Annotated in this window: 22 protein-coding genes and 1 riboswitch; of the genes, 7 read left to right on the forward strand and 15 right to left on the reverse strand. The window is 73.1% G+C overall.

Features of this window, described 5'->3' with window-relative positions:
* Positions 1-654: a response regulator transcription factor gene (locus AC07AW_RS29610; RefSeq protein WP_189804626.1), complete on the reverse strand. Its 654-nt coding sequence runs from the start codon at positions 652-654 to the stop codon at positions 1-3.
* Positions 655-1019: 365 nt separating this feature from the next.
* Here AC07AW_RS29610 and AC07AW_RS29615 point away from each other — a divergent pair, with 365 nt between their 5' ends.
* Entirely contained in the window at positions 1020-1178 is a 159-nt protein-coding gene (locus tag AC07AW_RS29615; RefSeq protein ID WP_366039256.1) for a hypothetical protein, read from the forward strand.
* Positions 1179-1286: 108 nt separating this feature from the next.
* On the opposite strand, the gene AC07AW_RS29620 is transcribed toward AC07AW_RS29615, so the two are convergent.
* Positions 1287-2096 carry an inositol monophosphatase family protein gene (locus tag AC07AW_RS29620; RefSeq protein WP_478818506.1) on the reverse strand — a complete coding sequence of 270 codons (810 nt, stop codon included), beginning with the start codon at positions 2094-2096 and terminating at the stop codon, positions 1287-1289.
* Positions 2097-2105: 9 nt separating this feature from the next.
* The gene (locus AC07AW_RS29625) at positions 2106-3233 is read right to left on the reverse strand and encodes a ferrochelatase (RefSeq protein ID WP_478818507.1); all 1128 of its coding nucleotides are present in this window, start codon (positions 3231-3233) and stop codon (positions 2106-2108) included.
* Positions 3234-3388: 155 nt separating this feature from the next.
* On the opposite strand from AC07AW_RS29625, the gene AC07AW_RS29630 reads away from it, so the two are divergent.
* Complete coding sequence (locus tag AC07AW_RS29630) at positions 3389-4657, forward strand: MFS transporter (RefSeq protein ID WP_478818508.1); 1269 nt, start codon at positions 3389-3391, stop codon at positions 4655-4657.
* Positions 4590-5936 (forward strand): D-arabinono-1,4-lactone oxidase, encoded by a 1347-nt coding sequence (locus tag AC07AW_RS29635; RefSeq protein ID WP_478818509.1) that lies wholly within the window; start codon positions 4590-4592, stop codon positions 5934-5936. The genes AC07AW_RS29630 and AC07AW_RS29635 overlap by 68 nt, the downstream gene beginning before the upstream one ends.
* Before the next feature lie 3 nt (positions 5937-5939).
* On the opposite strand, the gene AC07AW_RS29640 is transcribed toward AC07AW_RS29635, so the two are convergent.
* Positions 5940-6809 (reverse strand): hypothetical protein, encoded by an 870-nt coding sequence (locus tag AC07AW_RS29640; protein ID WP_478818510.1) that lies wholly within the window; start codon positions 6807-6809, stop codon positions 5940-5942.
* Positions 6810-7298: 489 nt separating this feature from the next.
* On the opposite strand from AC07AW_RS29640, the gene sepH reads away from it, so the two are divergent.
* The gene (gene sepH / locus AC07AW_RS29645; protein ID WP_351186904.1) at positions 7299-8339 is read left to right on the forward strand and encodes a septation protein SepH; all 1041 of its coding nucleotides are present in this window, start codon (positions 7299-7301) and stop codon (positions 8337-8339) included.
* 62 nt (positions 8340-8401) lie between these two features.
* On the opposite strand, the gene AC07AW_RS29650 is transcribed toward sepH, so the two are convergent.
* Entirely contained in the window at positions 8402-9229 is an 828-nt protein-coding gene (locus AC07AW_RS29650; protein WP_478818511.1) for a sulfurtransferase, read from the reverse strand.
* 158 nt (positions 9230-9387) lie between these two features.
* Between AC07AW_RS29650 and AC07AW_RS29655 the strand changes: the two genes are divergently transcribed.
* Positions 9388-10161, forward strand: coding sequence for a VOC family protein (locus tag AC07AW_RS29655; RefSeq protein WP_478818512.1), 774 nt, complete (start codon positions 9388-9390; stop codon positions 10159-10161).
* 10 nt (positions 10162-10171) lie between these two features.
* Here the strand turns inward: AC07AW_RS29655 and AC07AW_RS29660 are convergent, their stop codons facing one another.
* From AC07AW_RS29660 to AC07AW_RS29675, 4 genes are all read right to left on the reverse strand, one after another.
* A complete protein-coding gene (locus AC07AW_RS29660; protein ID WP_478818513.1) occupies positions 10172-11539 on the reverse strand; it encodes a polysialyltransferase family glycosyltransferase in 1368 nt (455 codons plus the stop codon).
* Between the two features lie 3 nt (positions 11540-11542).
* Complete coding sequence (locus AC07AW_RS29665) at positions 11543-12508, reverse strand: glycosyltransferase family 2 protein (RefSeq protein ID WP_478818514.1); 966 nt, start codon at positions 12506-12508, stop codon at positions 11543-11545.
* A gap of 129 nt (positions 12509-12637) precedes the next feature.
* Positions 12638-15175, reverse strand: coding sequence for a YfhO family protein (locus tag AC07AW_RS29670; RefSeq protein WP_478818515.1), 2538 nt, complete (start codon positions 15173-15175; stop codon positions 12638-12640).
* A gap of 153 nt (positions 15176-15328) precedes the next feature.
* Positions 15329-15946 (reverse strand): isochorismatase family protein, encoded by a 618-nt coding sequence (locus AC07AW_RS29675; RefSeq protein WP_478818516.1) that lies wholly within the window; start codon positions 15944-15946, stop codon positions 15329-15331.
* 121 nt (positions 15947-16067) lie between these two features.
* Here AC07AW_RS29675 and AC07AW_RS29680 point away from each other — a divergent pair, with 121 nt between their 5' ends.
* The gene (locus AC07AW_RS29680) at positions 16068-16742 is read left to right on the forward strand and encodes a TetR/AcrR family transcriptional regulator (protein WP_478818517.1); all 675 of its coding nucleotides are present in this window, start codon (positions 16068-16070) and stop codon (positions 16740-16742) included.
* Positions 16743-16755: 13 nt separating this feature from the next.
* Here the strand turns inward: AC07AW_RS29680 and AC07AW_RS29685 are convergent, their stop codons facing one another.
* Genes AC07AW_RS29685 through AC07AW_RS29700 form a run of 4 tightly spaced genes read right to left on the reverse strand, consistent with a single transcriptional unit; the run spans position 16756 to position 22278 of the window.
* Positions 16756-17406, reverse strand: a complete 651-nt coding sequence (locus tag AC07AW_RS29685; protein WP_478818518.1) for a thymidine kinase — start codon at positions 17404-17406, stop codon at positions 16756-16758.
* Between the two features lie 41 nt (positions 17407-17447).
* Complete coding sequence (locus tag AC07AW_RS29690; RefSeq protein WP_478818519.1) at positions 17448-18653, reverse strand: alkaline phosphatase family protein; 1206 nt, start codon at positions 18651-18653, stop codon at positions 17448-17450.
* The gene (locus AC07AW_RS29695; protein ID WP_351186924.1) at positions 18653-19249 is read right to left on the reverse strand and encodes a DUF5998 family protein; all 597 of its coding nucleotides are present in this window, start codon (positions 19247-19249) and stop codon (positions 18653-18655) included. The genes AC07AW_RS29690 and AC07AW_RS29695 overlap by 1 nt, the downstream gene beginning before the upstream one ends.
* A gap of 41 nt (positions 19250-19290) precedes the next feature.
* Positions 19291-22278: a bifunctional acetate--CoA ligase family protein/GNAT family N-acetyltransferase gene (locus AC07AW_RS29700; RefSeq protein WP_478818520.1), complete on the reverse strand. Its 2988-nt coding sequence runs from the start codon at positions 22276-22278 to the stop codon at positions 19291-19293.
* A 207-nt stretch (positions 22279-22485) separates the two neighbouring features.
* Here AC07AW_RS29700 and AC07AW_RS29705 point away from each other — a divergent pair, with 207 nt between their 5' ends.
* Positions 22486-22767, forward strand: a complete 282-nt coding sequence (locus tag AC07AW_RS29705; protein ID WP_478818521.1) for an HPr family phosphocarrier protein — start codon at positions 22486-22488, stop codon at positions 22765-22767.
* Between the two features lie 135 nt (positions 22768-22902).
* On the opposite strand, the gene AC07AW_RS29710 is transcribed toward AC07AW_RS29705, so the two are convergent.
* Both AC07AW_RS29710 and AC07AW_RS29715 read right to left on the reverse strand, forming a co-directional pair.
* On the reverse strand, positions 22903-23586 hold the full coding sequence (locus AC07AW_RS29710; RefSeq protein WP_478818522.1) for a GntR family transcriptional regulator: 684 nt from the start codon (positions 23584-23586) through the stop codon (positions 22903-22905).
* Between the two features lie 191 nt (positions 23587-23777).
* Complete coding sequence (locus tag AC07AW_RS29715) at positions 23778-24548, reverse strand: M23 family metallopeptidase (RefSeq protein WP_478818523.1); 771 nt, start codon at positions 24546-24548, stop codon at positions 23778-23780.
* A 12-nt stretch (positions 24549-24560) separates the two neighbouring features.
* Positions 24561-24725, reverse strand: a riboswitch (cyclic di-AMP (ydaO/yuaA leader).
* Positions 24726-24817 lie beyond the last annotated feature (92 nt).

A 24817-nucleotide genomic window follows, 5' to 3' on the forward strand; every position in this document is an offset into this window, starting at 1 on the left:
TCAGATCCGGTACCCGGAGCCGGGGACGGTGACGATGACCGGCGGCTCGCCGAGCTTGCGCCGCAGGGTCATGACGGTGACGCGCACGACGTTGGTGAAGGGGTCCGTGTTCTCGTCCCAGGCCTTCTCCAGGAGCTGCTCGGCCGAGACGACGGCGCCCTCGCTGCGCATGAGGACCTCCAGGACGGCGAACTCCTTCGGCGCGAGCTGGACCTCCTTGCCCTCGCGGAAGACCTCGCGGCGGTTCGGGTCGAGCTTGATCCCGGCGCGCTCCAGGACGGGCGGGAGCGGGACGGTGGTGCGGCGGCCGAGGGCGCGCACGCGCGCGGTGAGCTCGGTGAAGGCGAAGGGCTTGGGGAGGTAGTCGTCCGCCCCGAGCTCCAGGCCCTCGACGCGGTCGCTGACGTCGCCGGAGGCGGTGAGCATCAGGATGCGGGTGGGCATGCCGAGCTCGACGATCTTGCGGCAGACGTCGTCGCCGTGGACGAGCGGGAGGTCGCGGTCCAGGACGACGACGTCGTAGTCGTTGACCCCGACGCGCTCCAGGGCCGCGGCGCCGTCGTACACGACGTCGACGGCCATGGCCTCCCGGCGCAGTCCGGTGGCCACCGCATCGGCGAGCAGCTGCTCGTCCTCGACGACGAGTACGCGCACGTCGTACATCCTTCCCGTTTGAGCCGCTGTCCGGGGTGGGGACCGGCTGAAATCCAAGCACTGACTGTGCGTGTCCATCCTGCCCCGTACGCGCGTAAACCGGCTGTAAGACGGGGGTGCGGGGCCCGGGGCAGGCGGGTGGTGAGCGGGGGGGCGCGCGGCCCGGAACGAAGAATTCACCGGATTCTCGGGCCAGTTGAGGTTTCTCTGAGGAAAGGGCTGGGGAGGACGTCTGCACACCCCGTGATCACGCCCTGTATGTGGCGCGCAACCTACCGCTCTCTGTCCCCCAGAGTTCGCAGTGTGTGATCCACCCACCCTCGGCACACCCCCGTGCCACCGGACCCACGAGGAGGGGGCGCACGATGGACGCTTTCACCGCAGGACTGCTGCACCGCATCAGGACCACGCAGACGGACCTCACGCGGGCCCGTGAGACGGGCGACGACTACCTGGCGGAGGTGGAGCAGGCGGAGCTTGACGACCTGCACCGCCTGGCCGCCGAGCACGGCGTGGAGGTCTAGCCACGTCGGGCACCTGACCCGTCCCACCGGTACGCGTACGCGTGGGCCCCGGCGCCGTTTCCCGGCGCCGGGGCCCTCGTGCGTCCGTCTCCCGGCCCGCCGGCCGTGCTAGTCGTGCCAGGCCCCCAGCCCCTCCAGGAGCTCCTGGAGGGGCCCGAAGAGGCCCGGGGAGGCGGCGAGCGTCAGCTCGCCGGACTCCGGCTCACCGGGGCGCCCGCCGGTGAGGCCGCCCGCCTCGCGGGCGATGAGCGCGCCCGCCGCGAGGTCCCAGGGGTTGAGGCCGCGCTCGTAGTACGCGTCGAGGCGGCCGGCGGCGACGTCGCAGAGGTCGATGGCGGCCGAGCCGCCGCGGCGGATGTCGCGGACGCGCGGGATGATCCGCTGGGCCACGTCCGCCTGGTGGGCGCGGCGGGACTGGATGTAGCCGAAACCGGTGCCGAGCAGGGCCTGGTCGAGCGCGGGCGAGGGGCGGACGGCGAGGCGCCGCTCCCCCGCGTACGCGCCGCCGCCGAGGACGGCGCGGTAGGTCTCGCCGCGCATCGGGGCCTCGACGACGCCGACGACGGTCTCGCCGTCCCGTTCGGCGGCGATCGAGACGGCCCAGGTGGGCAGGCCGTACAGGTAGTTCACGGTGCCGTCGAGCGGGTCGATCACCCAGCGGATCCCGCTGGTCCCGGGGCTCGACGCGCCCTCCTCGCCGAGGAAGCCGTCCTGCGGGCGCCGCTCGGAGAGGAAGCCGGTGATCAGCTTCTCGGCGGCGATGTCCATCTCGGTGACCACGTCGATGGGGCTCGACTTGGTCTTCGCGACGGCCAGGTCGTCGGGCCGGCCGTCGCGGAGCAGCGCTCCGGCCCGCTGTGCGGCCTCCAGGGCGAGGTCGAGCAGTTCGCCGAGCAGGGGATCGGATACGTCGGTCACGCGGGCTCCTTACGCGTACGGGCTGTCGGCGCCGGCCGCGGCGGGCCGCTCCGCCCTGGCCGGGCAGCAGCCGATCGGGCAGAGGTCGTGGGAGGGTCCGAGGGCTCCGAGGGCGCACCGCTCGACCCTGGTCCCCCGCTCGCTCGCGGCGCGCTCCAGGACGAGCTCGCGGACGGCGGCGGCGAAGCGCGGGTCGGCCCCGACGGTCGCCGAGCGCCGGACGGGCAGGCCGAGCTCGGCCGCCTTGGCCGTGGCCTCGGTGTCGAGGTCGTAGAGGACCTCCATGTGGTCGGAGACGAAGCCGATGGGGACCATGACGGCCGCGGGCACGCCGGCTCCGTGCAGCTCCTCCAGGTGGTCGCAGATGTCGGGCTCCAGCCACGGGATGTGGGGGGCGCCGCTGCGGGACTGGTAGACGAGCTTCCAGGGGTGGTCGATGCCGGTCTCCTCGCGGACGGCGTCGGCGACGAGCCGGGCCACGTCGAGGTGCTGGCGCACATAGGCCCCGCCCTCGCCGTGCTCGGTGACCGGACCGGAGCTGTCGGCGGCGGAGTCGGGGATGGAGTGGGTGGTGAAGGCGAGGTGGGCGCCGTCCCGTACGGACGGGTCGAGCTCGGCGAGGGAGGCGAGGACCCCCTCGACCATGGGCTGGACGAAGCCGGGGTGGTTGAAGTAGTGCCGGAGCTTGTCGACCCGGGGCAGCGGGAGCCCCTCCGCCTCGAGGGTGGCGAGCGCGTCGGCGAGGTTCTCGCGGTACTGGCGGCAGCCGGAGTAGGAGGCGTACGCGCTGGTGGTGAGGACGGCGATGTGGCGCCGCCCGTCGGTGATCATCTCGCGGAGGGTGTCGGTGAGGTACGGCGCCCAGTTCCGGTTTCCCCAGTAGACCGGCAGACCGAGCCCGGCCTGCGCGAAGTCCGTCCGCAGCGCGTCGAGGAGCGCGCGGTTCTGGTCGTTGATCGGGGAGACGCCGCCGAACAGGAAGTAGTGCTGCCCCACTTCCTTGAGCCGTTCCTTCGGGATGCCGCGGCCGCGCGTCACGTTCTCCAGGAACGGGACCACGTCGTCCGGGCCCTCGGGGCCGCCGAACGAGAGCAGCAGCAGGGCGTCGTACGGGGCGGGATCGTGCTGATCGGACATGGCACCGATCCTCCCACTCGCCACTGACGGCGGAGGGCGCGGCCCGTCGGGGGGCGTCGGTCCGGAAGTACTTGTCCAAAAAAGTGGGGATGACCGATCGACTTCAACACCGTAGGCTTTAGACGTTAATTACACGTGTTGACCAAGGACCTCTCTTGCCCAGTCCCTACCGCGCGATCTTCGCGGCGCCCGGAACCGCCTCGTTCTCCGTCGCGGGATTCCTCGGCCGGATGCCGCTGTCCATGATGGGCATCGGCATCGTGACCATGATTTCGCAGGTCACCGGCCGATACGGCCTGGCCGGCGCCCTCTCGGCGACGCTCGCGATGTCCGCAGCGGTCCTCGGCCCCCTGGTCTCGCGCCTGGTCGACCGGCACGGACAGCGCAAGGTGCTCCGCCCGGTCACGCTGGTCTCGCTCGCCGCGGCCACCGGCCTGCTCCTCTGCGTGCAGCAGAAGGCCCCGGACTGGACCCTCTTCGTCTTCACGGCCGTGATCGGCTGCGTGCCGAGCGTCGGCGCGATGACCCGCGCCCGCTGGGCGGAGATCTACCGGGGCGAGGAGCGGCGCCTGCACACGGCGTACTCCTGGGAGTCGATCGTCGACGAGGTGTGCTTCATCTTCGGCCCGATCCTCTCCATCGGCCTGTCCACGGCCTGGTTCCCCGAGGCCGGTCCGATGTTCGCCGGCGCGTTCCTCGCCGCCGGCGTCTTCTGGCTGACCTCGCAGCGTGCCACGGAGCCGGTACCCCATCCCCAGCAGGGCGCCCGGGGCGCCTCCGCGCTCCGCTCCCGCGGCCTCCAGGTGCTCACCCTCGCCTTCGTCGCCACCGGCGCCATCTTCGGCTCGGTGGACGTGGTGACCGTGGCCTTCGCCGAGGAGCGGGGCCAGAAGGCCGCCGCAAGCCTCGTCCTGGCCGTCTACGCGCTGGGTTCCGGCCTGGCCGGTGCCGTCTTCGGACTGCTCCATCTCAAGGGCGAGGCGTCCCGCCGCTGGCTCCTGGGCATCTGCGCGATGGCCGTGAGTATGATCCCCCTCCTACTGGCCGGGAACCTGCCGTTGCTGGCCGTGGCGCTCTTTGTCGCGGGCCTGTCCATCGCACCGACGATGGTGACCACCATGGCCCTCGTCGAAGCGCACGTACCGCGCACCAAGCTGACCGAGGGCATGACCTGGACGGGTACCGGCCTCGCGGTCGGCGTGGCGCTGGGCTCCTCGGCCGCCGGCTGGGTGGTCGACGCGTCGGGGGCGAAGGCGGGGTACGTGGTGCCCGTCGTCTCGGGCGCGCTCGCGGTCGCGGTGGGTCTCCTCGGACACCGCCGGCTGCGCAGGCCGGCGCCGAACCGGGAGGGGCAGCGTGGGCGGGACGACAGCAGCGGGGACAGCGGGGTCGGGGAGCGCCAGGACGAGCAGCCCGTGGCGTAACTGGGCGGGGAACGTCACCTCCCGCCCCGTACGGGAGGTCAGCCCGGCCTCCGCCGAGGAGCTTGCCGAGGCGGTGCGCCGCGCGGCCGAGGACGGGCTGCGGGTCAAGACCGTCGGCACCGGCCACTCCTTCACCTCGATCGCGGCCACCGACGGCGTGCTGATCCGGCCGGGCCTGCTGACCGGGATCCGGCGGATCGACCGTGAGGCGATGACGGTGACGGTCGAGTCCGGCACTCCGCTGAAGCGGCTCAACGTGGCGCTGGCCCGGGAGGGCCTGTCGCTCACGAACATGGGCGACATCATGGAGCAGACCGTCGCCGGCGCCACCTCCACCGGCACGCACGGCACGGGCCGCGAGTCGGCCTCCATCGCCGCGCAGATCCGCGAGCTGGAGCTGGTGACGGCGGACGGGCAGCTCCTCACCTGCTCGGAGAAGGAGAATCCGGAGGTCTTCGCGGCCGCCCGGATCGGGCTCGGCGCCCTCGGTGTGATCACGGCCATCACCTTCGCGGTGGAGCCCGTCTTCCTGCTCACCGCGCGCGAGGAGCCGATGACCTTCGACCGGGTCACCTCGGACTTCGACGCGCTGCACGCGGAGAACGAGCACTTCGAGTTCTACTGGTTCCCCCACACGGACAACTGCAACACCAAGCGCAACAACCGCAGCGCGGGCCCCGCCGCTCCCCCCGGACGGATCAGCGGCTGGATCGAGGACGAGCTCCTCTCCAACGGGATCTTCCAGCTCGCCTGCTCGCTGGGCCGGGCGGTGCCGCCGGTCATCCCGTCGATCGCCAAGGTCTCCAGCCGCGCGCTGTCGGCCCGTACGTACACCGACATCCCGTACAAGGTCTTCACCTCTCCGCGCCGGGTCCGCTTCCTGGAGATGGAGTACGCGCTTCCGCGTGAGGCGGCGGTCGCCGCGCTGCGCGAGCTCAAGGCGATGATCGAGGGCTCGCCGCTCAAGGTGAGCTTCCCGGTGGAGGTCCGCACGGCCCCGGCGGACGACATCGCGCTCTCCACGGCCTCGGGGCGGGAGACCGTGTACATCGCCGTCCACCTCTACAAGGGAACGCCCCACCACGGGTACTTCACCGCGGTGGAGCGCATCATGACGGCGCACGGGGGCCGGCCCCACTGGGGCAAGGTCCACACCCGCGACGCCGCCTACCTCTCCGAGGTCTATCCGCGCTTCGCCGAGTTCACGGCGCTGCGCGACCGGCTCGACCCGGACCGGCTGTTCGCCAACGACTATCTGCGCCGGGTCCTGGGCGACTGACGGTCACTCGGCTCCGGCGTCGGCCGCGGCCGGTGCCGGGGCCTCGGTGGACGGGGCCTCGGGCTGCCCCGTCCCGCCGGTCGGTTCCTGGCTCGGCGCGGTCGGGTCCGTCGTCGGCCCGGTCGGCGTCGGGGCGGGGGTCGTCCCGCCACCGGCGGAGCCCGAGGGGGTCGGCTCCGCCGACGGGCTCCCGGTGACCGGCTCCCGGGTCGGCGTGGCTCCCGTCGTGGGGGTGCCGGCGCCGTCCCCCTGCTTCCCGGTGCCGTCGGCGGACCCCGACGGGGCGGGCGTGGGCTGCCGGTCCCGGTCGGGCGCGTCCTGGCCCGTGCTCCCGCCGCCGCGGACGACGGAGCCGAAGGTGGTGGTGCCCTGCTTGCCGCTGAAGTCCTGCCCGGCGACCAGTTCGTAGGCGGTGATGCCGCCCATGGTGACGCCGAAGACCAGGGCGGCGGCGATCGCCGGGCGCTTCCAGCCCCGGACGCGGGTGCCGTGGGTCGTCGCCTCGCCGAACTCCTCGTCGGACGTCGGCGCGGCCGGGACCGTGGTGAGCAGGAGGGTGCGGTCGCCCTGCGGCCCGGCGGGGACCGGGACCTGACGCGCCTTCGGCTTGGCCGCCGCGGTCACGTCGCGGACCTGTTCGCCGGTGCGCTTGAAGAGGTGCTGGAAGAGCGGACCGCCGCAGGTCGCGATGACACTGATCACACCGGCGCCGAGGATCGTGCCGTACACACCGAGGGTCGAGGCGAGTTTGGCGGCGATGACCGCGGCCAGGGCGCTGCCGGAGACCTGAGCCACACTCAGGTCGATCCTTCTCCTGTCGCTCTTCCCGCCCTTCTCCGGCTCGTCCCCGTCGGTTTCCGGCCTGTGACGCATCTCCGACCCCTGGTGTGGTTCATCCGTTCGCCTTGCACCCAGAAGGGACAAACAGGAGAAGCGATTAGTTCCGTTTCTGCTGTTTCTGTGAAGAGCGACACGTACGGGGGAAGATCACGGAGACTCAACTCCCGTACCGCCCGAGAAGTTGAGCGGCGCGCCGGTCCACCCAGGTGGCCCGAATGGAGTACATTGACAAACCCTGGGTCCGGGACGCCCTCACGGGTGCCCGCGACCACGGGGAGGGGGCCGGACACGGCGCTCGAACCGGCGGCGCCTCGGCATCGCATGGAAACCGGCTGCACAGAGTGACCGCCAGTCACTCCGAGTAGTGAACAGGTAACCGTGCCATAACGGCGTTCCAGGGTCCATGCCCGACACGCCGGGCAACTCGGCAAGGTAGTGGCAGGCTGCACCCGGGCAGGCCACACTCGACTAGCGGAAGCAGCGACGCACGTGACGTCGGCAGGCACCACCCGGGAGGTCCCCATGCCCGAACTGCGTGTCGTGGCCGTCTCCAACGACGGCACACGACTGGTGCTGAAGGCTGCTGACAGCACGGAGTACACGCTTCCGATCGACGAGCGGCTCCGTGCCGCCGTGCGCAACGACCGCGCGCGCCTCGGCCAGATCGAGATCGAGGTGGAGAGCCACCTCCGCCCCCGTGACATCCAGGCCCGTATAAGGGCCGGTGCCTCCGCCGAGGAGGTCGCCCAGCTCGCCGGCATCCCCGTCGACCGCGTACGCCGCTTCGAGGGCCCCGTGCTCGCCGAGCGTGCCTTCATGGCCGAGCGGGCCCGCAAGACCCCGGTCCGCAGGCCCGGGGAGAACAGCGGCCCGCAGCTCGGCGAGGCGGTGCAGGAGCGGCTGCTGCTGCGCGGCGCCGAGAAGGACACCGTCCAGTGGGACTCCTGGCGGCGCGACGACGGCACATGGGAAGTGCTGCTCGTCTACCGCGTCGCGGGCGAGGTCCACACGGCCAGCTGGACCTACGACCCGCCGCGGCGGCTCGTCCAGGCCGTCGACGACGAGGCGCGGGCGCTGATCGGCGAGACGGACGACACGATCGCCGCCGCGCCGGAGCCGAGCTTCCCCTTCGTGCCGCGCATCGCCCGGCTACCCCGGGACAGGCCGCTCGACCGCGCCCTGGACCGCCAGATCGACCGGTCCGACCGCCAGCTGGAGCGGGCGCCCGCGCCCGTCGAGCCGGAGGAGGAGCGGGACTCGCTGACGAGCCTCCTGGAGGCCGTGCCGAGCTTCCGCGGCGACATGGTCGTGCCCGAGCCGCCGGACACCGAGCCCTCGGAGGAGGCGGAGGCGGAGGAGCCGCCGGCCCCGGCCGCCTCGGCGGGCGCGGGTTCGGCCTACGCCGACGTCCTGATGCCGCGCGCGGTGTCGGGCCACCGGGACCGTCTGCACGGCGCCACCGACCGGCAGGCCGAGGCGGACGGCGTCCGTCCGGGCCGTCGCGCCGCCGTGCCGAGCTGGGACGAGATCGTCTTCGGCACCCGCAGGAAGAAGCAGGACTGACCGTCTGTACGGGAAGGGCCCGCGCCGTCGAGCGGCGCGGGCCCTTCCCGTACACAGGGGTACTACCGCGGGTCCGGGCCCGTGGCGACCGGGCGGGCGGGGTCCGAGGACCACTCCGACCAGGAACCGGCGTAGAGGCCCGCGGGGATCCCCGCGATCTCCAGGGCGAGGACCTCGTGGGCGCCCGAGACACCCGAGCCGCAGTAGACGGCCACCGGGGTCCCCTCGGCCGCACCGAGCGCGGTGAAGCGGTCCCGCAGGACGTCGGCGGCCAGGAAGAGGCCCTCGGCGTCGACGTTCTCGGTCGTCGGGGCCGAGACGGCGCCCGGGATGTGCCCGCCGACCCGGTCGATCGGCTCCACGTCGCCCCGGTAGCGCTCCGCCGCCCGCGCGTCGAGGAGCAGCCCCGTATCGGCCAGCGCCGCCGCCGCGTCGGCGTCGAGCAGTCCGAGGGCGCCCGGCTCCGGCCGGAAGTCGCCCGGCTCCGGGTCGGGGACCTTCTCGGTCAGCTCGCCCGTCCAGGCCGCGAGGCCCCCGTCCAGGACCCGCACGTCCGGGTGGCCCGCCCAGCGCAGCAGCCACCAGGCGCGGGCGGCACCCCAGCCGAGACCGCCGTCGTAGACGACGACCGGCCGGTCCGCCGAGACTCCCGCCCGGCGCATCGCGGCCCCGAAGGCCTCCGGATCGGGCAGCGGGTGGCGGCCGCCGCTCCCGGGCGGTCCCGCGAGTTCCGCGTCCAGATCGACGTAGACGGCGCCGGGAAGGTGGCCGGCCTCGTACGCGGGCCGTCCGGGCGGGCCGCCGAGCGTCCAGCGGACGTCCAGGAGGACCGGCGGCCGCGCCCCGGCCGACTCGCTCAACAGTTCGCTTGCGGAGATGATGGGCTTCATAAAGCCATCCTCGCGCAGCCGCACGGCCGCGTGGGGCTGACCCGGAGACCTCCGACCGGATCGCGCCACGTCCGGTGCGGCTGGGGCGCGCCGCGCCGCAGTCGGTGTCACCATCGGACAGGGCACGGCCACGACGATGGTCCGAGGAGAGAGTGACGATGACCGAGGCGACTCCCCGATCCCCCGGCACACCCTGCTGGGTGAGCTTGATGGTGCACGGGATTGACGCCACGCAGGAGTTCTACAACGCGCTCTTCGACTGGGAGTTCGTCCCCGGTCCGCAGCAGCTCGGCCCGTACGTGCGCGCGCTGCTCGGGGGCAAGGAGGTGGCGGGCATCGGCCAGCTGCCGCCCGACCGGAACCTGCGCATCGCCTGGACCCCCTATCTGGCCGCCGAGGACGCCGACGAGACCGCCGAGAACATCCGCTGCTGCGGCGGCACCGTCGCCGTCGGCCCGCTGGACGCGGGCGAGGCGGGCCGCATGGCGATCTGTTCCGACCCGGCCGGCGCGGTCTTCGGGGTCTGGCAGGCGGAGGCGCACCACGGCACGGCGACGGCGGGACCGCCGGGGACCCCGGTGTGGAACGAGCTCCTGACGTACGAGACGTCCTCGACGAGCAAGTTCTACCGGACGGTCTTCGGCTTCGAGGTCGAGCCGATCGTCTCCGCCGACCACGACTACGCGACGCTCTACGTGGCCGGGGCCCCGGTGGCCTCGCTGCACGGCGTCGGCAACGCGCTGCCCCGGGACCGGGGCCCGCACTGGATGACGTACTTCGAGGTCGCCGACACGGACGAGGCCGCGCGGCTCGTCGGGGAGCTCGGCGGTCAGGTGCTGCGCCCGCCGCGCGAGGGCAAGGCGGGCCGGCTGGCCCTGGTGGCGGACCCGGAGGGCGCGGTCTTCACCCTGGTCAGGTCCGCCGGGCGTTGATCCCCGCTGCTCAACCCCGGCGGCTCCGGGCCAGGCCGCGGCGCAGCCGGGACGTGCCCGAGCGCCGCGGGACGGCCCCGCCGCCCGGCAGGCCGAGTTCGGTCAGCCGTTCGGCGGTGAAGTGGTGCGCGGTGCCGGGGTCGGCGTGGTGCTCCGCCAGGAAGGCGGCGGCCTCCTCGCGGAGCCCCGGGTGGACCTTGTGCCGCATGCAGTAGCCGACGGCCCGGACGAGCGGCGTGAGCGAGGCCGGGGCCGTGCCGGGGACGGCCGGCTCCTCGCCGGCCTCCAGGTCCGCGACGAGGTGGTCGACGACGGTGAGCGGGATCCGGTTGCTGTTCTCGAAGGGGGTGAGCCGTTCGAGGACCTCGTCCGTGCCCACGCGCGCGATGGGGACGCCGTAGTAGACGGCGGCGGTGAGCATCGCCGTGGAGAAGCAGCCGACGACGAGCCCGGGCCGGCAGCGCTCGTAGAAGGTCTCGGCGAGCAGCGGCCCGTCCAGGACCGTGAGCCGTACGCCGCTCCGCGCGGCCTCCTCGTCCAGCGCCTGGGAGTAGCGGGCGGGCGCGGTCGGGTGCGGCTTGAAGACGATCGAGCGGTGCCCGGCCGCGGCGGCCCCGCGCAGCATCCGTACGTGCAGCTCCTCTTCCTCCTCTGCGGTGAGCAGGGAGAGGGCGGCGAGGTACTGGCCGAGCAGCAGGGCCGTCGGCTCGGCGGCGGCCGCCCGGGCGATCTCCGGGTCGTCGGCCGCCTCCTCGGCGATCTCGGCGAGGACGGCGCGGAAGGCGGTGTCGGGGACGAGTTCGGGCTCGACCCCGTACTCGCTCAGGAGCAGCGGGCGCAGGCCCGGCACCAGGTCGAGGTGGAGGACCCGGCGGACGCGGCAGGCGATCGACTGCGCGAGGTCGGAGCGGGTCGGGCCGTAGCTCATCAGGCCGTCGGCATAGACGTGCACGGTGCTCTCGGGGAAGGTTCCGGCGAGCGCCTTGGCCGGGTTGACCTGGATGGATTCGACGATCAGCTCGACCGGGCCGGCGCCGAGGTCCCAGGCGGTGCGCAGGACGCGCTGCCAGAGCGGGGCCTCCTCGGGGCGGGGGGCCCAGGCGGCGGGGTGGTACGGGTGGATCGTCTCGTTCCAGTCGAGGGTGCCGTCGAAGCGGGCGGCGATCCGCTCGTACCCGGTCATGGTCTCCAGGCGCAGCGCGGTCTCCGGGATCTCGGCGTTGTGCGAGAGCAGCAGGAGCCTGCGGGCGGAGTCGCGGGGGCCGAACTGTCCGGCGTCGAGTGCGGCGGCCAGGGTGGCCGCGCCGTACAGGGTGGACACCTGGAAGATCTGGACCGGCAGGTCGGGGGCGGGCGCCTTCTCGGGGGCGGTGGCCATGGGTCAGGCGATCCTTCCGGTGTCGCGCAGGCTCCGGAGAAGGGTGCTGCGCGGGGTGTCCATGGTGGCGAGGGTCTCGTCGAGGACCTCCTGCGGCATGCGGTGCAGGGCGTCGCGGACGTCGGCGCGCAGCCGCGCGGCGACGGCGGGTTCGTACGTGGCCGCCTTCCCCATGTGGAAGGCGATCATCGCGCAGTAGGTGCGGACCGCCTTCGGGAGGAAGCGGTCGGCCTCCGCGTCCCGGGAGACGTCGTCGAGCAGGAGGTCGTACGAGGGAATGAAGTCCAGCTGCCGGTTGTCGGTGATCTGGGTGAGCGAGGTGGTGACGCCCCGCCGGTAGAAGACGCCGTGCAGGGAAAGCGCCGCGAAGGTGCGCGCCTTGAGGTGGAGCCGCCAGATCCAGAGCCGGTCCTCGGCGGTTCTGAGAGACGTCTCGAAGCGGGATTCGCCGTTCTCGAAAAGGCGTCCGCTGTAAATGCCGAAGGGCACGAAGGGATAGTCGACCATCGTGACCATGCTGGCCGGCGAGATTCCGTCCCTGGGGTCCATGACGGTGTCGCGGCGCTTGGCCGGGGCATAGCGGATCTGTCGCTTCCGGCCTTCCGACAGGACGTGGTCGGTCCGGGCGAAATCGCAGTCCAGGCGGGAGATTCCGGCCACGGCGGCGCTCAGGTGGCCGGGCGCGTACCAGTCGTCGCCGTCGAGAAAGGTGAGGTAGTCGCCGCGCGCCGCGTCGATTCCGGTGTTGCGGGCCTGGGCCACGCCCTGGTTCGTCTCGTGCCGGATGACGGTGGCGTTCGGCAGGCGGCCCTGCCAGCGGTCGAGGATCTCCGGGGTGTCGTCCGTCGAGCAGTCGTCGATCAGCAGGAACTCGAATTCCGGGTCCGCGTTGTTCGCGAGACTGCGCAAGGTGTCGGGCGCGTAGGCCCCGACATTGTGGAACGGTACGACGACGGACAGTTTCGGCACTCGGGATCCCCACGCTGAATCGAACAATTTAACGCCGTTACGGCGGGCACAGTAACGAGCGACTTTTCCGGGTGAACGATCCGCGCGTGCACTCCGGGTGAACTCTTGTCGTATCCGGTGCGAAGCCCGTCACCGGCGGGCCCCCCGACGGTGCCGTCGGCGGTGCAGGAAGCCCGTCGCGGCGAGCGCGAGGAGCGCCGCCGCGCCGACCGCGCCGCCGAGCCGGAGCCCCGGCGGCCGGAAGGAGCAGCCGACCGTGCTCGCCCGTCCGTCGAGGGGGACGGCGACGAGGCCCTCGTACGCGCGCGCGGGGCGCGGTTCCGCGTCACCGGCGGCGCAGCGCCAGCCCGGGATGCGCGGCGCCGCGAGGACCGCGACACCCTTGCTGCCGGGCGGCAGTGCGGCCGTGACGGTGTGCCCGTCGGCACGCACGCGCGTGGCGCCGGTGGTGGTGAGCTGTCGTACGGCGGAGTCGAGCCGGGCGCGGACGAGGCAGCCGATCGGCTCCCGGGGCAGCCGTACCTTGCCCTCGGGCCCGAGGTCGATCCGTACCGCGCCGGAGTCCGGGACGGTGCCGAGGGACTGCATGGGCGCGCGTACGGAGGGCGGTTTGCCGTCGAAGTCCACGGGCCGCTCCCCCGCCAGGGCCGCCGTGCCCCGGTACTCGGGCGCCCAGAACCAGACCTGGGAGCCCGCGGGGCAGCGGGCGGTGAGGGTGTGTCCGGTACGGCTCGGGGCGGGCAGCTCGTACACGTCGGCGCCGAGCAGGCGTTCCTGCCGGGCGAAGGCCGAGTCCCCGGGGTGCGTGGCCGGCCGCTCCGGCGGACGGACGGTGACCAGGGGCGGGACGGGAGCGGTGGTGACGGTGACCGTGGCGCGGGGCAGGGCGTCCTGCCGTACCGGCTCCGTGGGCTGCGAGCGCAGCCGGGTGCCGATGGAGAAGAGGGCGTCCGCGACGGGGTTGTCGAGGCTGACCGGGTGCCGGCCCTTGGCGTAGTAGCCGAAGCCGAGCGAGGCCAGGGTGCGGGAGGTCACGTCCGCGGTGAGGCTGCTGTAGTAGTCGGCGCCCTGCCCTCCGACGAGCAGCACGTCGTTGCCTCCGGGGACCTCGCCGGGGTCCGTGCGCCGGCGGGGCCAGTCGTCCGCGCGGGCCACCTCGGCGGCGGCGGTCGCGTGCCAGGGGCCGACCCGGGGCGACCAGGAGACCTTGCTGCGCTGCTGCTCCTCGATCCGCTTCCCGTTGACGGCCGCCTCGCCCGCCTGCGCGGCGACGAGCAGGGTGACGGCGAGGACGGGGAGTACGCGCGCGTGGGTCCGGCGGTCGCCGGCCAGGGCGAGGAGGGCGGCGGCGAGCGCGAGGAGCGCGGCCGCGCCGAAGGCGGGGAAGGTCCACCGGTCGATGTCGACGCTCCCCCGGGCCGCCCAGGCCAGCGCCCCGAGCAGCGCCACGGCCGCGAGGAGCGCGGCCGGCCGGGGTACGCCCCGGGCCGCCGAGAACCAGGCGGCGATCAGCAGCAGGCCGCACAGGACGAAGGTCTGACGGTACGGAATGCCGTTGGGCGAGGCGCCCGCGTGCCACAGGAGATGGGTGGGCTCCCACTGGAGCGAGAGCGTCACCAGGACGACCGCGGCCGTCCATCCGGCCCGGACGCGCGGGGCGACGGCCCGGTTGAAGGGCAGGGTCAGGGCGAGCGCGAGGGCGGGCGTGCCGATGAAGAGGGCGGGGCTGGCGACGCTCGCGGTGGCGGGCAGGAACCGGGCGAGGACGTCCGTCCAGGGCGCCGGGGCGAAGGTGGTCTCCGGGGTGGGGTCGGCGGCCTTCGTGGCGAGGAAGACGACCACGACGAGCGGCGCGGCGAGCCCGATCCCGATGAGGACGCCCCGGGCTGCGCGCAGCGCCCCGGCGAGGCTCTGCCGTGCGGTGGCCGTCTCCTCGGCGGTGAGCAGGCGCACGACGAGGACGACGGCCGCGCCGAGGGTCGCCATGTACGCGGTGTAGAAGTTGGCGATCCAGGCCAGGGCGACGACGAGGGGGCCGAGGACGGGACGGCGGCCGGTGCGGGCCCACTCGCCGACCAGGCAGAGCAGGGGGAAGGCGACGAGCCCGTCGAGCCACATCGGGACGGCGGCGCCGTAGTTGAGGGTCCAGCCGGAGAGGGCGTACGCGGTGCCGAGGACCGCGGCGACCGGCCACGGACCGGGGCGCAGCCGCAGGAGCAGCAGGGCCATCGCGGCCGCCGCCGCGCTGATCTTGGCGGCGGTGACGACGTACAGCGCGAGTTCGACGCGGTCCGCCGGGAAGAACACGACGAGCAGGTCGAAGGGGCTGCTCAGATAGGTGCCGATGTCGCCGAGGAAGTTGGAGCCGAAGCCGGAGTTCCAGTTGAGGAAGGCGTCCCCGTGCGTCTCGCCGAGCAGGAAGGACCGCCAGTAGGCGTGGAACGGCAGGTACTGCTGGCCGAGGTCGACGATGTTCCTGGTCACCGGGCCGAAGGGGTACGTCCGGGAGAGCCGGGTGGCGAGGCAGAACAGCGCCGCGGTGAGCAGGGCGGCGGCGGCCGGGGCCCGCAGACCCGCGAACCGCCGCCGTGCGTCGCCGCCGGGCTCGTCGCGTACGGTCCCGGGCTCGGAGTCCTCGACGTACACGGCCTCGGCGGCGGGTGGCACTCATCCTCCAGGGGGCGCACGGCAAGGAGACGCCCGGAGGGGTCGTCACGGGCCGACCGCCATTACCGCCGAGGCGGGCGACCCGCAACCGATCAGCAGGCGCTCTTCAGGCACACCCCGGGTGAACTCCGGGTGCCACGCGCCGCGGAGGCGTCAGCCGACGGGCGCCGGGTCGACGAGCTCGTCGACCGTGCGGGCCACGGTGCCGAAGAGGTCCCGGACCGTCGTCAGGCTCGCGGCCTGGAGCGCCTCCGAGGACTGGACGGTGCCGTCCGGCGCCTCCAGGGGGCGGGTCGCGGTGGCCTCGGCGACCACGGTCGGACGGTAGCCGAGGTTGAAGGCGCCCTGGGCGGTGAAGAGGACGCACATGTGCGTCATGAAGCCGGCGATGACGAGGTCGCCGCTCACGCCGAGGTCCTTGAGGGTCTCCTCCAGGTCGGTGGCGTGGAAGGCGTTGGGGAACTGCTTGACGACGACCTTCTCGCCCTCGATCGGGGCGACTTCGTCGCTGATCGAGCCGATCTCGGCGCGGATGTCGTACGGGGTGCCCTCCCCGCCGTCGTTGACGATGTGGACGACCGGCGCGCCCGCGGCGCGGGCGGCGGCGAGCAGCCTGGCCCCGGCGGCCACGGCCTGCTCGGCCCCGTCGAGCCGCATGACGCCGGTGCGGTAGGTGTTCTGGAAGTCGACCAGGATCAGGGCGGACTCGCTCAGTCGCGGCAGCTCCTGGGGCAGGCCGATCACGTCGCGGAGGGTGGCGGAGGCGGTCATGGCGGTTCCTCTCGGTCGGGCGGAACAGACGTTACAGACGCTAACACAGATCGTTAACGTCGCTATCGTCTGCTTGGGAATCACCCAGGTCCGCGGTGTTAGCGCTGTTATCGTGGGAGCCATGTCGACGGCACGAGACCGCATCCTGGAAGCCACCGGGGAACTGCTCGCCACCAAGGACGCGCTGGCGATCTCGACCCGTGCCATCTGCGACCGGGCGAAGGTCGGCGCGCCGGAGATCTACCGCCAGTTCGGCGACAAGCAGGGGCTGCTCACGGCGGTGGCCGACATCGGCTTCGAGCGCTTCCTCGCCGAGAAGCGGCGGAACCCGCTCACCGAGGACCCGGTGGCGGACCTGCGCACGGCCTGGGACAGCCACGTCGCGTTCGCGCTGCGCAACCCGTACCTCTACCGCCTGATGTTCACGCCGACGGGCGACGCCAAGCCGCAGGCCATCAAGGAGGCGCAGGCCATCCTCCTGAAGGCCGTGGAGCGCTGCGGCGACGCCGGGCGCCTGCGGACGGCCCCGGAGCTGGCCGGCCAGTCGATCCTCTCCGCCAACGTGGGCGTGTGCATGATGGCGCTGTCCTTCCCCGAACTCTTCGGGGACCTCGCCGTCTCGTACGCGGTCCGGGACGCGGTCATCGGGAAGGTCACCGGCGACGAGCGCGAGGACACCCGGATCGGCACCGCGACCGTCCTCGCCCAGGCCCTGCTCGGCACCCTGACGGGAACGGCTCCGGCGAGCGCCGCCGCCCTGGAGGACCTGGCCGACGCCCTGAGGCCGCCGGCCTGAGACCTTCCGGCCGTCAGGCGTTGCCGACGGGGAGGACGTCCGGGGAGAGGGCGCCCGCGTGCGCCGCGGCCGACGTCACGCGGCGACGGTGGTGGCGGCGGCAGAGGACCTCGTAACCGATCTCCTCGGCCGGACGGTTCACGTCCCCGACGACGACCTGCTCGCCCTCGACGACCATCTCGCCGCCGACCGTACGGGCGTTGTGCGTGGCGCGGGCGCCGCACCAGCACAGGGCCTCGACCTGGAGCTGCTCGAGCCGGTCGGCGAGTTCGATCAGCCGCTGCGAGCCGGGGAAGAGCTTCGTACGGAAGTCCGTCGTGATCCCGAAGGCGAAGACGTCCAGGTCGAGGTCGTCGACGATGCGGGCGAGCTGGTCGATCTGCTCCGGGGCGAGGAACTGGGCCTCGTCCACGATCACGTAGTCGGCCTTGCCGCCCTGGGAGAGCTGGGTGACGAGGTACGCGTACAGGTCCATGTCCCGCGGCGCCTCCACCGCATCCGTCACGAGGCCGAGCCGGGAGGACAGCTTGCCCTCGCCCGCCCGGTCGTCACGGGTGAAGATCACGCCCTGAAGCCCCCGCGCGTCGCGGTTGTGGGCGATCTGGAGCGCCAGGGTGCTCTTCCCGCAATCCATGGTTCCGGAGAAGAAGACCAGCTCGGGCATGACGGGACGGGGACCTTTCGGGGCGTGGGAAGAAGCAGGGATCAGGAGCGGACTTCGAGCAGCGGGACGAGCTGCTCCGCGGGGGTCATCGACCCGTGCATGCCGGCCATCGCGGACTCGTTGGGCTCGTTGACGGAGGCGGTGATCGCCACGTCGTCGTGGGCCGCGGCGACGACGTCGCCGATCCGGCCGTACACCCGCTCGTCGACCTCGTCGCCGAACCAGCCGAGGGAGATGGCCTCGTCGCGGCTCGCCACCCAGAACTGCTCGCCGACGACCTCCCGCCAGCAGGTGAGGACGTCCGCCTCCGCGCCGGGCACGGCGTAGATGTGGCGGGCCCGGCCCTCGCCGCCGAGGAGGGCGACGCCCGCGCGCAGCTCCCAGTCCTCGTCGAAGTCGATGCGGTGCTGCTCGTCGAAGGGGATGTCGACCATGCCGTGGTCGGCCGTGACGTACAGCGCCGAGCGGGGCGGCAGCTGCTCGGCGAGCCGCTGCACGAGCCGGTCGACGAACATCAGCTGGCCGCGCCAGGCGTCGGAGTCGATGCCGAAGCGGTGACCCGCGCCGTCGAGCTCGCTGTAGTACGTGTAGACCAGCGAGCGGTCGCCGGCGGCGAGCTGCTCGGCGGCGAAGTCCATGCGCTCCTCGCCGGAGAGCCGCCCGTGAAACGTTCCGCCACTGAGCGCGATTTTGGTGAGCGGGGTCTGCTCGAAGATCGGGGAGGACACCTGGGCGGTGTGGATCCCGGCCTCGTGCGCGAGCTGGAAGACGGTCGGGTACGGCTGCCAGACGTGCGGCGCGGTCCACGGCTTCCAGCGGAGCTGGTTCATCAGCTCACCGGTCTCGGGATTGCGCACGGTATAGCCGGGCAGTCCGTGCGTCCCGGGGTGGCGGCCGGTGCCGACGGAGGCGAGCGAGGTCGCGGTGGTGGCGGGGAAGCCGGCGGTGACCGGACGGCCCGTGCCGCCCCGCGAGGAGCCGAGGAGCGAGCTCAGGTACGGGGCCTCGTCCGGGTGGGCCTTGATCTGCTCCCAGCCGAGCCCGTCGATCAGGAAGACGCAGTTCCGGTCGGCCGGGGCGAGCTCCGCGATCCGCGCGTCGAAGCCGGGCACGCCCTGGCCCGCCACGAGCGTCGGCAGCAGGTCGCCGAGCGCACCGGAGGCGTACTCGGGCACCGGCGCGGTCTCCGGGGCGAGCGGGACCGGGTCGTCGGGCCAGCCGTGGGTCACGGCGGTGGGCTGCACCATCAGCGGGTGGGTGCGGCGGTCGCCGCGATGGCTTCGGACAGGGCCTGGGCGAACGCGAGGGTCTGCCGGACGGTGTCCGGGCCGTCTCCGGCGTCGCTCACCCGCAGGCTGAGGTCGTCGGCGGTGGCGTTGCCGGTGTAGCCGTGGTCGGCGTCGCAGTTGGGGTCGCCGCAGGCGGCGGGCTCCAGGTCGATGCGGGAGACGGCGCCCCAGCCGATGGTGAGGACCACCTCGCGGGGCAGCGTGCCCGGCGTGTACGACTCGGGGTTGGCGACCACGCGGCTGACGACGACCGACGAGATCCGGTCGAGCTTCACGGACTCGGTGGACGTCGTGGCGTACGGGGTCGGGGAGCTCGTGTCCGCGGCCTGCTCGTCGGTGTGGCTGACGATGAAGCGGTGCGGCGTCAGGACGAGGACGGTGACGTGGCGCCGGACCTCGTTCGCGTCGAAGGTGGTCTCCTGGTGGACCACGTACGACGAAATGGCCTCGCCGCCGACGGCGGCCTCCACCGCCTCGGCCACGAGGGCCGGGTAGTAGCCGCTGCGCTCGATCGCCGCGCGCAGCCCCTGGGTCGTCGTACCGCTCTTTGCCATGGACTCCATCCTACGGGGCCGAGGGGCCCCCTCCGGCCCCGTCAGTAACGTGGCAGGCTCCGCGGCCCCAGGTCGGTCCTGGGCGCGGGCGGGGCCAGCCGGACGGTCGCACCGAGGACGGAGAGCCCGCGGGGTGCCACGACCACCGGCTCCAGGGAGACCGCGACCACCTCGGGGTGGTCGTCGACGAGCCGGGAGACCCGCAGCAGCAGCTCCTCCAGGGCCGGGGTGTCGACCGGGGCCGAGCCGCGCCAGCCGAAGAGCAGCGGGGCGGTGCGGAGGGAGCGGACGAGTTCGGCGGCGTCCCGGTCGGTGGCCGGAACCAGCCGGTGGGCCGTGTCACCGAGGAGTTCGGAGGCCGCGCCAGAGAGGCCGAAGGAGAGGACGGCGCCGACGGCCGGGTCGATCGCGGAGCGGACGACGGTGTCGACGCCCCGGGGCACCATGGCCTGGACGACCGGCTGGAGCTCCTCCGGCTTGCCGAGGACCTCGGTCACCTCGGCGTACGCCGTGCGGAGCTGCTCCTCGGTGGCGAGGTCGAGCCGGACGCCCCCGAGGTCCGGGCGGTGGCGGAGATGGGGCGCGGTCGTCTTGAGCGCGACGGGGTAGCCGAGCCGGCCGGCGGCCGCGACGGCGGCGTCGGGCGTGGGCGCGGGGAGGGTCGGCAGGACGGTGATGCCGTACCGGGCGAGCAGCGTCCCGGCCTCCTCGGTGTCGAGGGTCACACCGCGGGCGTCGACGCCGTCGGCGCCGAGGACCCCCTCGATGAGCGCGGCGGCGCCGGCCTCGTCGATGTCCTCGTACTCGGGAACCCGGCCGGGCTCGGCGGCCTGCCGCCGCCACTGCCCGTACCGCACGGCCTCGGCCAGGGCACGCACGGCCCGCTCGGCGGCGGGGTAGGCGGGGATGGTGGCCTGGGCCTGCTGCGCGGGGGTGGTGGGTTCTTGTACGGGGCCGGGCTCTTGTACGGGGCTGGCTTCTTGTACGGGGCTGGCGTCTTGTACGGGGCCGGTTGCTTGCACGGAGGTGGTGGCGGGGGCGGCTGCGGGGCGGGGCCCGTCCGCGCGAGTCCCGGGCGACGTGACGGCTCCGCGCCCCGGTGCCGTCGGCCGCGTGCTCGTCGCCACCGCGAGGGCCTCCGCGAGGCCGCCCATCTCCACATGGACGACGACGACCGGCTTCGTCGGTGCGGGGGCGGAGGCGACGGCCTCGCGGAGGGCGGCCGCGAGCACCTCGCCGTCGCCGAACTCGGTGGCCCCGTCCTCCCCGACCCAGGGGATCGCGGTGACGACGACCGCGTCGGACGTCTCGTCCGCGAGCGCCGCCGCCAGCGCGTCCCGGAAGTCCGCCGGGACCGCCGCCGTCGTCAGGTCGAGCGGCCGCAGCGGGCGCAGCCCCTCGGTCAGGCAGGCGTCGTACGTGAGGAGGCCCAGCGACTCGGAGTTGCCGAGGATCGCGACCCGGGGCCCGGCGGGCAGCGGCTGGGCGGCGAGGAGCAGTCCGGCGTCGACGAGTTCGGTGACGGTGTCGACGCGGATCACCCCGGCCTGCCGGAGCAGCGCGGAGACCGTGGCGTGCGGGATGCGGGTGACCGGGACCCGGTGGCCGGGCGGGGCGCTGCCGCTGTGCCGGGCGCCCTTGACGACCACGACCGGCTTGACCGCGGCGGTGCGCCGGGCGAGCCGGGTGAACTTCCGCGGGTTGCCGATCGACTCCAGGTAGAGCAGGACGACGTCGGTGCCGGGGTCGTCGTACCAGTGCTGGAGGAAGTCGTTGCCGGAGACGTCGGCGCGGTTGCCGGCCGAGATGAAGGAGGAGAGCCCGGCGCCCCGCCGGTGCAGTCCGGCGAGGAGGGCGATCCCGATGGCGCCGGACTGGGTGAAGAGCCCGATCCGCCCGGCGGCCGGCATCTGCGGCGCGAGCGAGGCGTTGAGCCGGACGTCGTCGGCGGTGTTGATGATCCCGAAGGCGTTGGGGCCGATGATCCGCATGCCGTACGAGCGGGCCTGCCGTACGAGCTCACGCTGGCGCTCGCGGCCGGCGGCGCCGCTCTCGGCGTATCCGGCGGAGACCACGACGAGGCCGCGCACCCCGTGTTCGCCGCAGTCCGCGACGGCCTCGGGCACCCGTTCGGCGGGGACCGCGACGACCGCCAGGTCCACCGGTTCGCCGATGGCGCCGACGGAGGGGTGGGCGGGGACGCCGTCGAACTCGGTCTCTCCGGTGAGCGCGGCGTTCACCGCGTACACCCGTCCCGTGAAGCCGGCGCCGAGCAGGTTGCGCAGGACGGTGCGGCCGACCCCGCCCGGGGCGCGTCCCGCGCCGACGACGGCGACGGACCCGGGGGTGAGGAGGCGCTGCACGGAGCGCGCCTCGGCGCGCTGTTCCCGCGCGCGCTGGACGGCGAGGGAGCGGTCGGTCGGTTCGAGGTCGAGGTGGAGCCGGACGGAGCCGTCCTCGAAGCTGCGCTTCTGGGTGTAGCCCGCGTCGGTGAAGACCTTGATCATCTTGGTGTTGGCGGGGAGCACCTCGGCGGCGAAGCGCCGGATGTCCCGCTCGCGCGCGACCGCCGCGATGTGTTCGAGGAGGGCGGAGGCGACGCCCCTGCCCTGGTGGGCGTCCTGGACGAGGAAGGCGACCTCGGCCTCGTCGGCGGGGGCGGATGCGGGCAGGCCCTGGGCGTTGATGCGGTCGTAGCGCACGGTGGCGATGAACTCGCCGCCGACGGTCGCGGCGAGCCCGACCCGGTCCACGAAGTCGTGGTGGGTGAAGCGGTGGACGTCCTTGGCGGACAGACGCGGGTAGGGCGCGAAGAAGCGGTAGTACTTCGACTCGTCGGAGACCTGCTCGTAGAAGCTGACGAGCCGGTCGGCGTCGTCGGCGGTGATGGGCCTGATGCGCGCGGTGCCGCCGTCGCGGAGCACCACGTCCGCCTCCCAGTGGTCGGGGTAGGCGTGCTCCGGTGGGGCCGGCCGCGCCGGTGGTGCCGGTGGTTCCGCCGCTTCCGACTGCTCCGACGCGCTCTGCATGGGGTCAGCCTACGACCGCGACACGACAGCGGCACCGGGCGCGGGGCAGGTGCGTGGGATGCATGGTGCTGCAAGCTGGGGAGGGCCGACGGACGGTCCGGCCCGGGTCGAAGGGTGGTCCTGCCCGGGCCGAAGGTCGGCGTGAGCACCGCGCAACCCGTGAGAGACTGGTCTAGACAACCCGCTTGAGACTTGAAGGGCAACACCATGGCTGAGCGCCGCGTCAACGTCGGCTGGGCCGAGGGCCTGCACGCCCGCCCCGCGTCCATCTTCGTCCGTGCCGCCACGGCTTCCGGCGTGCCGGTGACGATCGCCAAGTCCGACGGCACCCCCGTGAACGCCGCCTCCATGCTCGCGGTGCTCGGTCTGGGCGCGCAGGGCGGCGAGGAGATCGTTCTCGCCTCCGAGGCCGACGGCGCCGAGGACGCCCTCGACCGCCTGGCGAAGCTGGTCGCCGAGGGCCTGGACGAGCTCCCCGAGACCGTCTGATCCCGGTCCCCCGCACGGCGAATGGCCGTGGCCGCCGAAATTCCGGCGGCCACGGCCATTCGCATTGCACGGGCCTATTTCCGGGCAGCACAAAAAGCGCGGCCGAATGCCTATTCTTTGTATACGGTGTGCGCGTTAATTCCGGGCACTCGCCGTGTTGACGGCATGTTGCGAAACCCTCACACGGCCTCGCTCCGGGGTTTTGAGCCGGTGCAGCGACATCGAACGCTCCGCGTGCAGCGCGGTCAGCGACCTCGCCCGCTCGGCGTCGCCGCGCGCCACGGCGTCCACGATCGCGCCGTGCTCGGCCCAGGCCTCCACCGGCTGGGCCGGCTGGTCCACCACGTGCGTCCAGGCGATCTTGTGCCGCAGCTGGGTGAGCAGCGCCGTCAGGGCCGGGCTTCCGGAGGCCTGGGCGAGCGTCTCGTGGAACCAGCCGCCGAGCGAGCGCAGATCCTCGCCCTGCCCGCGCCTGGCCCGCTCCTGCCCCAGCCTGACCAGGCCGCGCAGCACCTTGAGGTGTGCCTCGGTGCGCCGCTGCGCGGCCCGCGCGGCCCCCAGCGGTTCGAGCAGCGCCCGCATGTCCAGCAGATCGGCCGCCTCCTGCTCGGTCGGCTCGGCGACATGGGCGCCCGCGTGGCGGCGGGTGACGACGAAGCCCTCCGACTCCAGGGTGCGCAGCGCCTCGCGGACCGGGACGCGGGAGACCCCGTACCGGCGGGCGAGCTGCTCCTCGGTCAGCCGGCTGCCCCGCTCGAACACGCCGGAGACGATGTCGTCCCGGATCGCCGTGCATACCGAGTGCGCGGGAATGCGCATGTCCGACCTCCGCCTTGGTCCGCGCGAGTCAATTCCGTCGGCGCCTGTTCTGCGCCCGATCTGCGACTCTATTGCAGCGCGCCGGAATTTCCGATGCCCCAGCGGAATCCATGGATATCTTTTGGCCAGCGAAAAGCCCCGGCTCAGTACGAGCCGGGGCTTTTGCGACGCGGTGTGCGGCGGAGGCCGGGTCAGACCTGGACGCCGCGGGCGCGGAGGTACGCGACAGGGTTGATGTCCGAGCCGTACTCGGGGCTCGTGCGCGCCTCGAAGTGGAGGTGGGGGCCGGTGGAGTTGCCGCTCGAGCCCGAGACGCCTATCTGCTGGCCCGGCTCGACGGTCTGGCCGACGTAGACCCCGATGGAGGAGAGGTGGCCGTACTGGGTGTACGTGCCGTCGTTCATCCGGATCACGATGTTGTTGCCGTACGCCCCGCCCCAGCCGGCCTCGACGACGGTGCCGGAGCCGACGGAGACGACCCGGGTGCCGTAGGCGGCGTGGAAGTCGATGCCGGAGTGGCTGCCGGAGGACCAGAGCGAGCCGCCGGCCTTGTAGCCGGTGGAGACGTACGAGCCGGCGACGGGGAGCTGGAAGGAGGCCAGGCGGCGACGCTCGGCCTCGCGGGCGGCGCGCTCGCGCTCCAGGCGGATCTCCTTGGCGCGGGCCTCGGCCTTGCGCTTCGCCTCGGCCTTGGCCTTCGCCTTGGCGATGGCCTCGTCGGCCTCCTGCTCCTGGGCGGCGGCCTGGGCGTTGATCGGGTCGACGAGGGAGTCCTCGGTGATCACCTGGGTGAGGCCGGTGTCCTCGACGGAGCGGTTGTCCGTGTCGGCGGCGAGCGCCGGGGAGGCGAGGGTTCCGATGACGCCGGTGGTGGCGAGCGTCGCGACGCCGGCGATGCCCACGCTGCGGCGCGCCATCCGGCTCGGACCACGATGCTTCCCGGTGGCACGGGTGAACGCCATGTAGAGGCTGATCCTTTCCTTCCTTCTCGCCTACCGGGTTAGCTGACGGGTTCGGAGCAGGAAGGTCTCCTACGAGCCCCTCCGTCGAGACGAAGGCGCCCGATTCACCCCAGGGACTACGTGTGGGTCCCCGGCTCCCCAGGCTCGCGCCTGACGGGGACTCGGCGATGACTGTCCGATGCCGCGGATGCGGCACGTGCAACTGACGAACAGTCGCACCGACGCTATGCGGATCGTCTTTCAATCACCAACCAGACACGCCTTTTGTA

This window comes from Streptomyces sp. NPDC044003, from assembly GCF_056435185.1.

Coding starts and splice junctions, on each gene's coding strand:
- AC07AW_RS29615 (WP_366039256.1), top strand. CDS start 1,020: ATGGACGCTTTCACCGCAGGACTGCTGCACCGCATCAGGACCACGCAG.
- AC07AW_RS29625 (WP_478818507.1), bottom strand. CDS start 3,233: ATGTCCGATCAGCACGATCCCGCCCCGTACGACGCCCTGCTGCTGCTC.
- AC07AW_RS29640 (WP_478818510.1), bottom strand. CDS start 6,809: ATGCGTCACAGGCCGGAAACCGACGGGGACGAGCCGGAGAAGGGCGGG.
- sepH (WP_351186904.1), top strand. CDS start 7,299: ATGCCCGAACTGCGTGTCGTGGCCGTCTCCAACGACGGCACACGACTG.
- AC07AW_RS29650 (WP_478818511.1), bottom strand. CDS start 9,229: ATGAAGCCCATCATCTCCGCAAGCGAACTGTTGAGCGAGTCGGCCGGG.
- AC07AW_RS29655 (WP_478818512.1), top strand. CDS start 9,388: ATGACCGAGGCGACTCCCCGATCCCCCGGCACACCCTGCTGGGTGAGC.
- AC07AW_RS29660 (WP_478818513.1), bottom strand. CDS start 11,539: ATGGCCACCGCCCCCGAGAAGGCGCCCGCCCCCGACCTGCCGGTCCAG.
- AC07AW_RS29675 (WP_478818516.1), bottom strand. CDS start 15,946: ATGACCGCCTCCGCCACCCTCCGCGACGTGATCGGCCTGCCCCAGGAG.
- AC07AW_RS29680 (WP_478818517.1), top strand. CDS start 16,068: ATGTCGACGGCACGAGACCGCATCCTGGAAGCCACCGGGGAACTGCTC.
- AC07AW_RS29685 (WP_478818518.1), bottom strand. CDS start 17,406: ATGCCCGAGCTGGTCTTCTTCTCCGGAACCATGGATTGCGGGAAGAGC.
- AC07AW_RS29690 (WP_478818519.1), bottom strand. CDS start 18,653: ATGGTGCAGCCCACCGCCGTGACCCACGGCTGGCCCGACGACCCGGTC.
- AC07AW_RS29695 (WP_351186924.1), bottom strand. CDS start 19,249: ATGGCAAAGAGCGGTACGACGACCCAGGGGCTGCGCGCGGCGATCGAG.
- AC07AW_RS29700 (WP_478818520.1), bottom strand. CDS start 22,278: ATGCAGAGCGCGTCGGAGCAGTCGGAAGCGGCGGAACCACCGGCACCA.
- AC07AW_RS29705 (WP_478818521.1), top strand. CDS start 22,486: ATGGCTGAGCGCCGCGTCAACGTCGGCTGGGCCGAGGGCCTGCACGCC.
- AC07AW_RS29710 (WP_478818522.1), bottom strand. CDS start 23,586: ATGCGCATTCCCGCGCACTCGGTATGCACGGCGATCCGGGACGACATC.
- AC07AW_RS29715 (WP_478818523.1), bottom strand. CDS start 24,548: ATGGCGTTCACCCGTGCCACCGGGAAGCATCGTGGTCCGAGCCGGATG.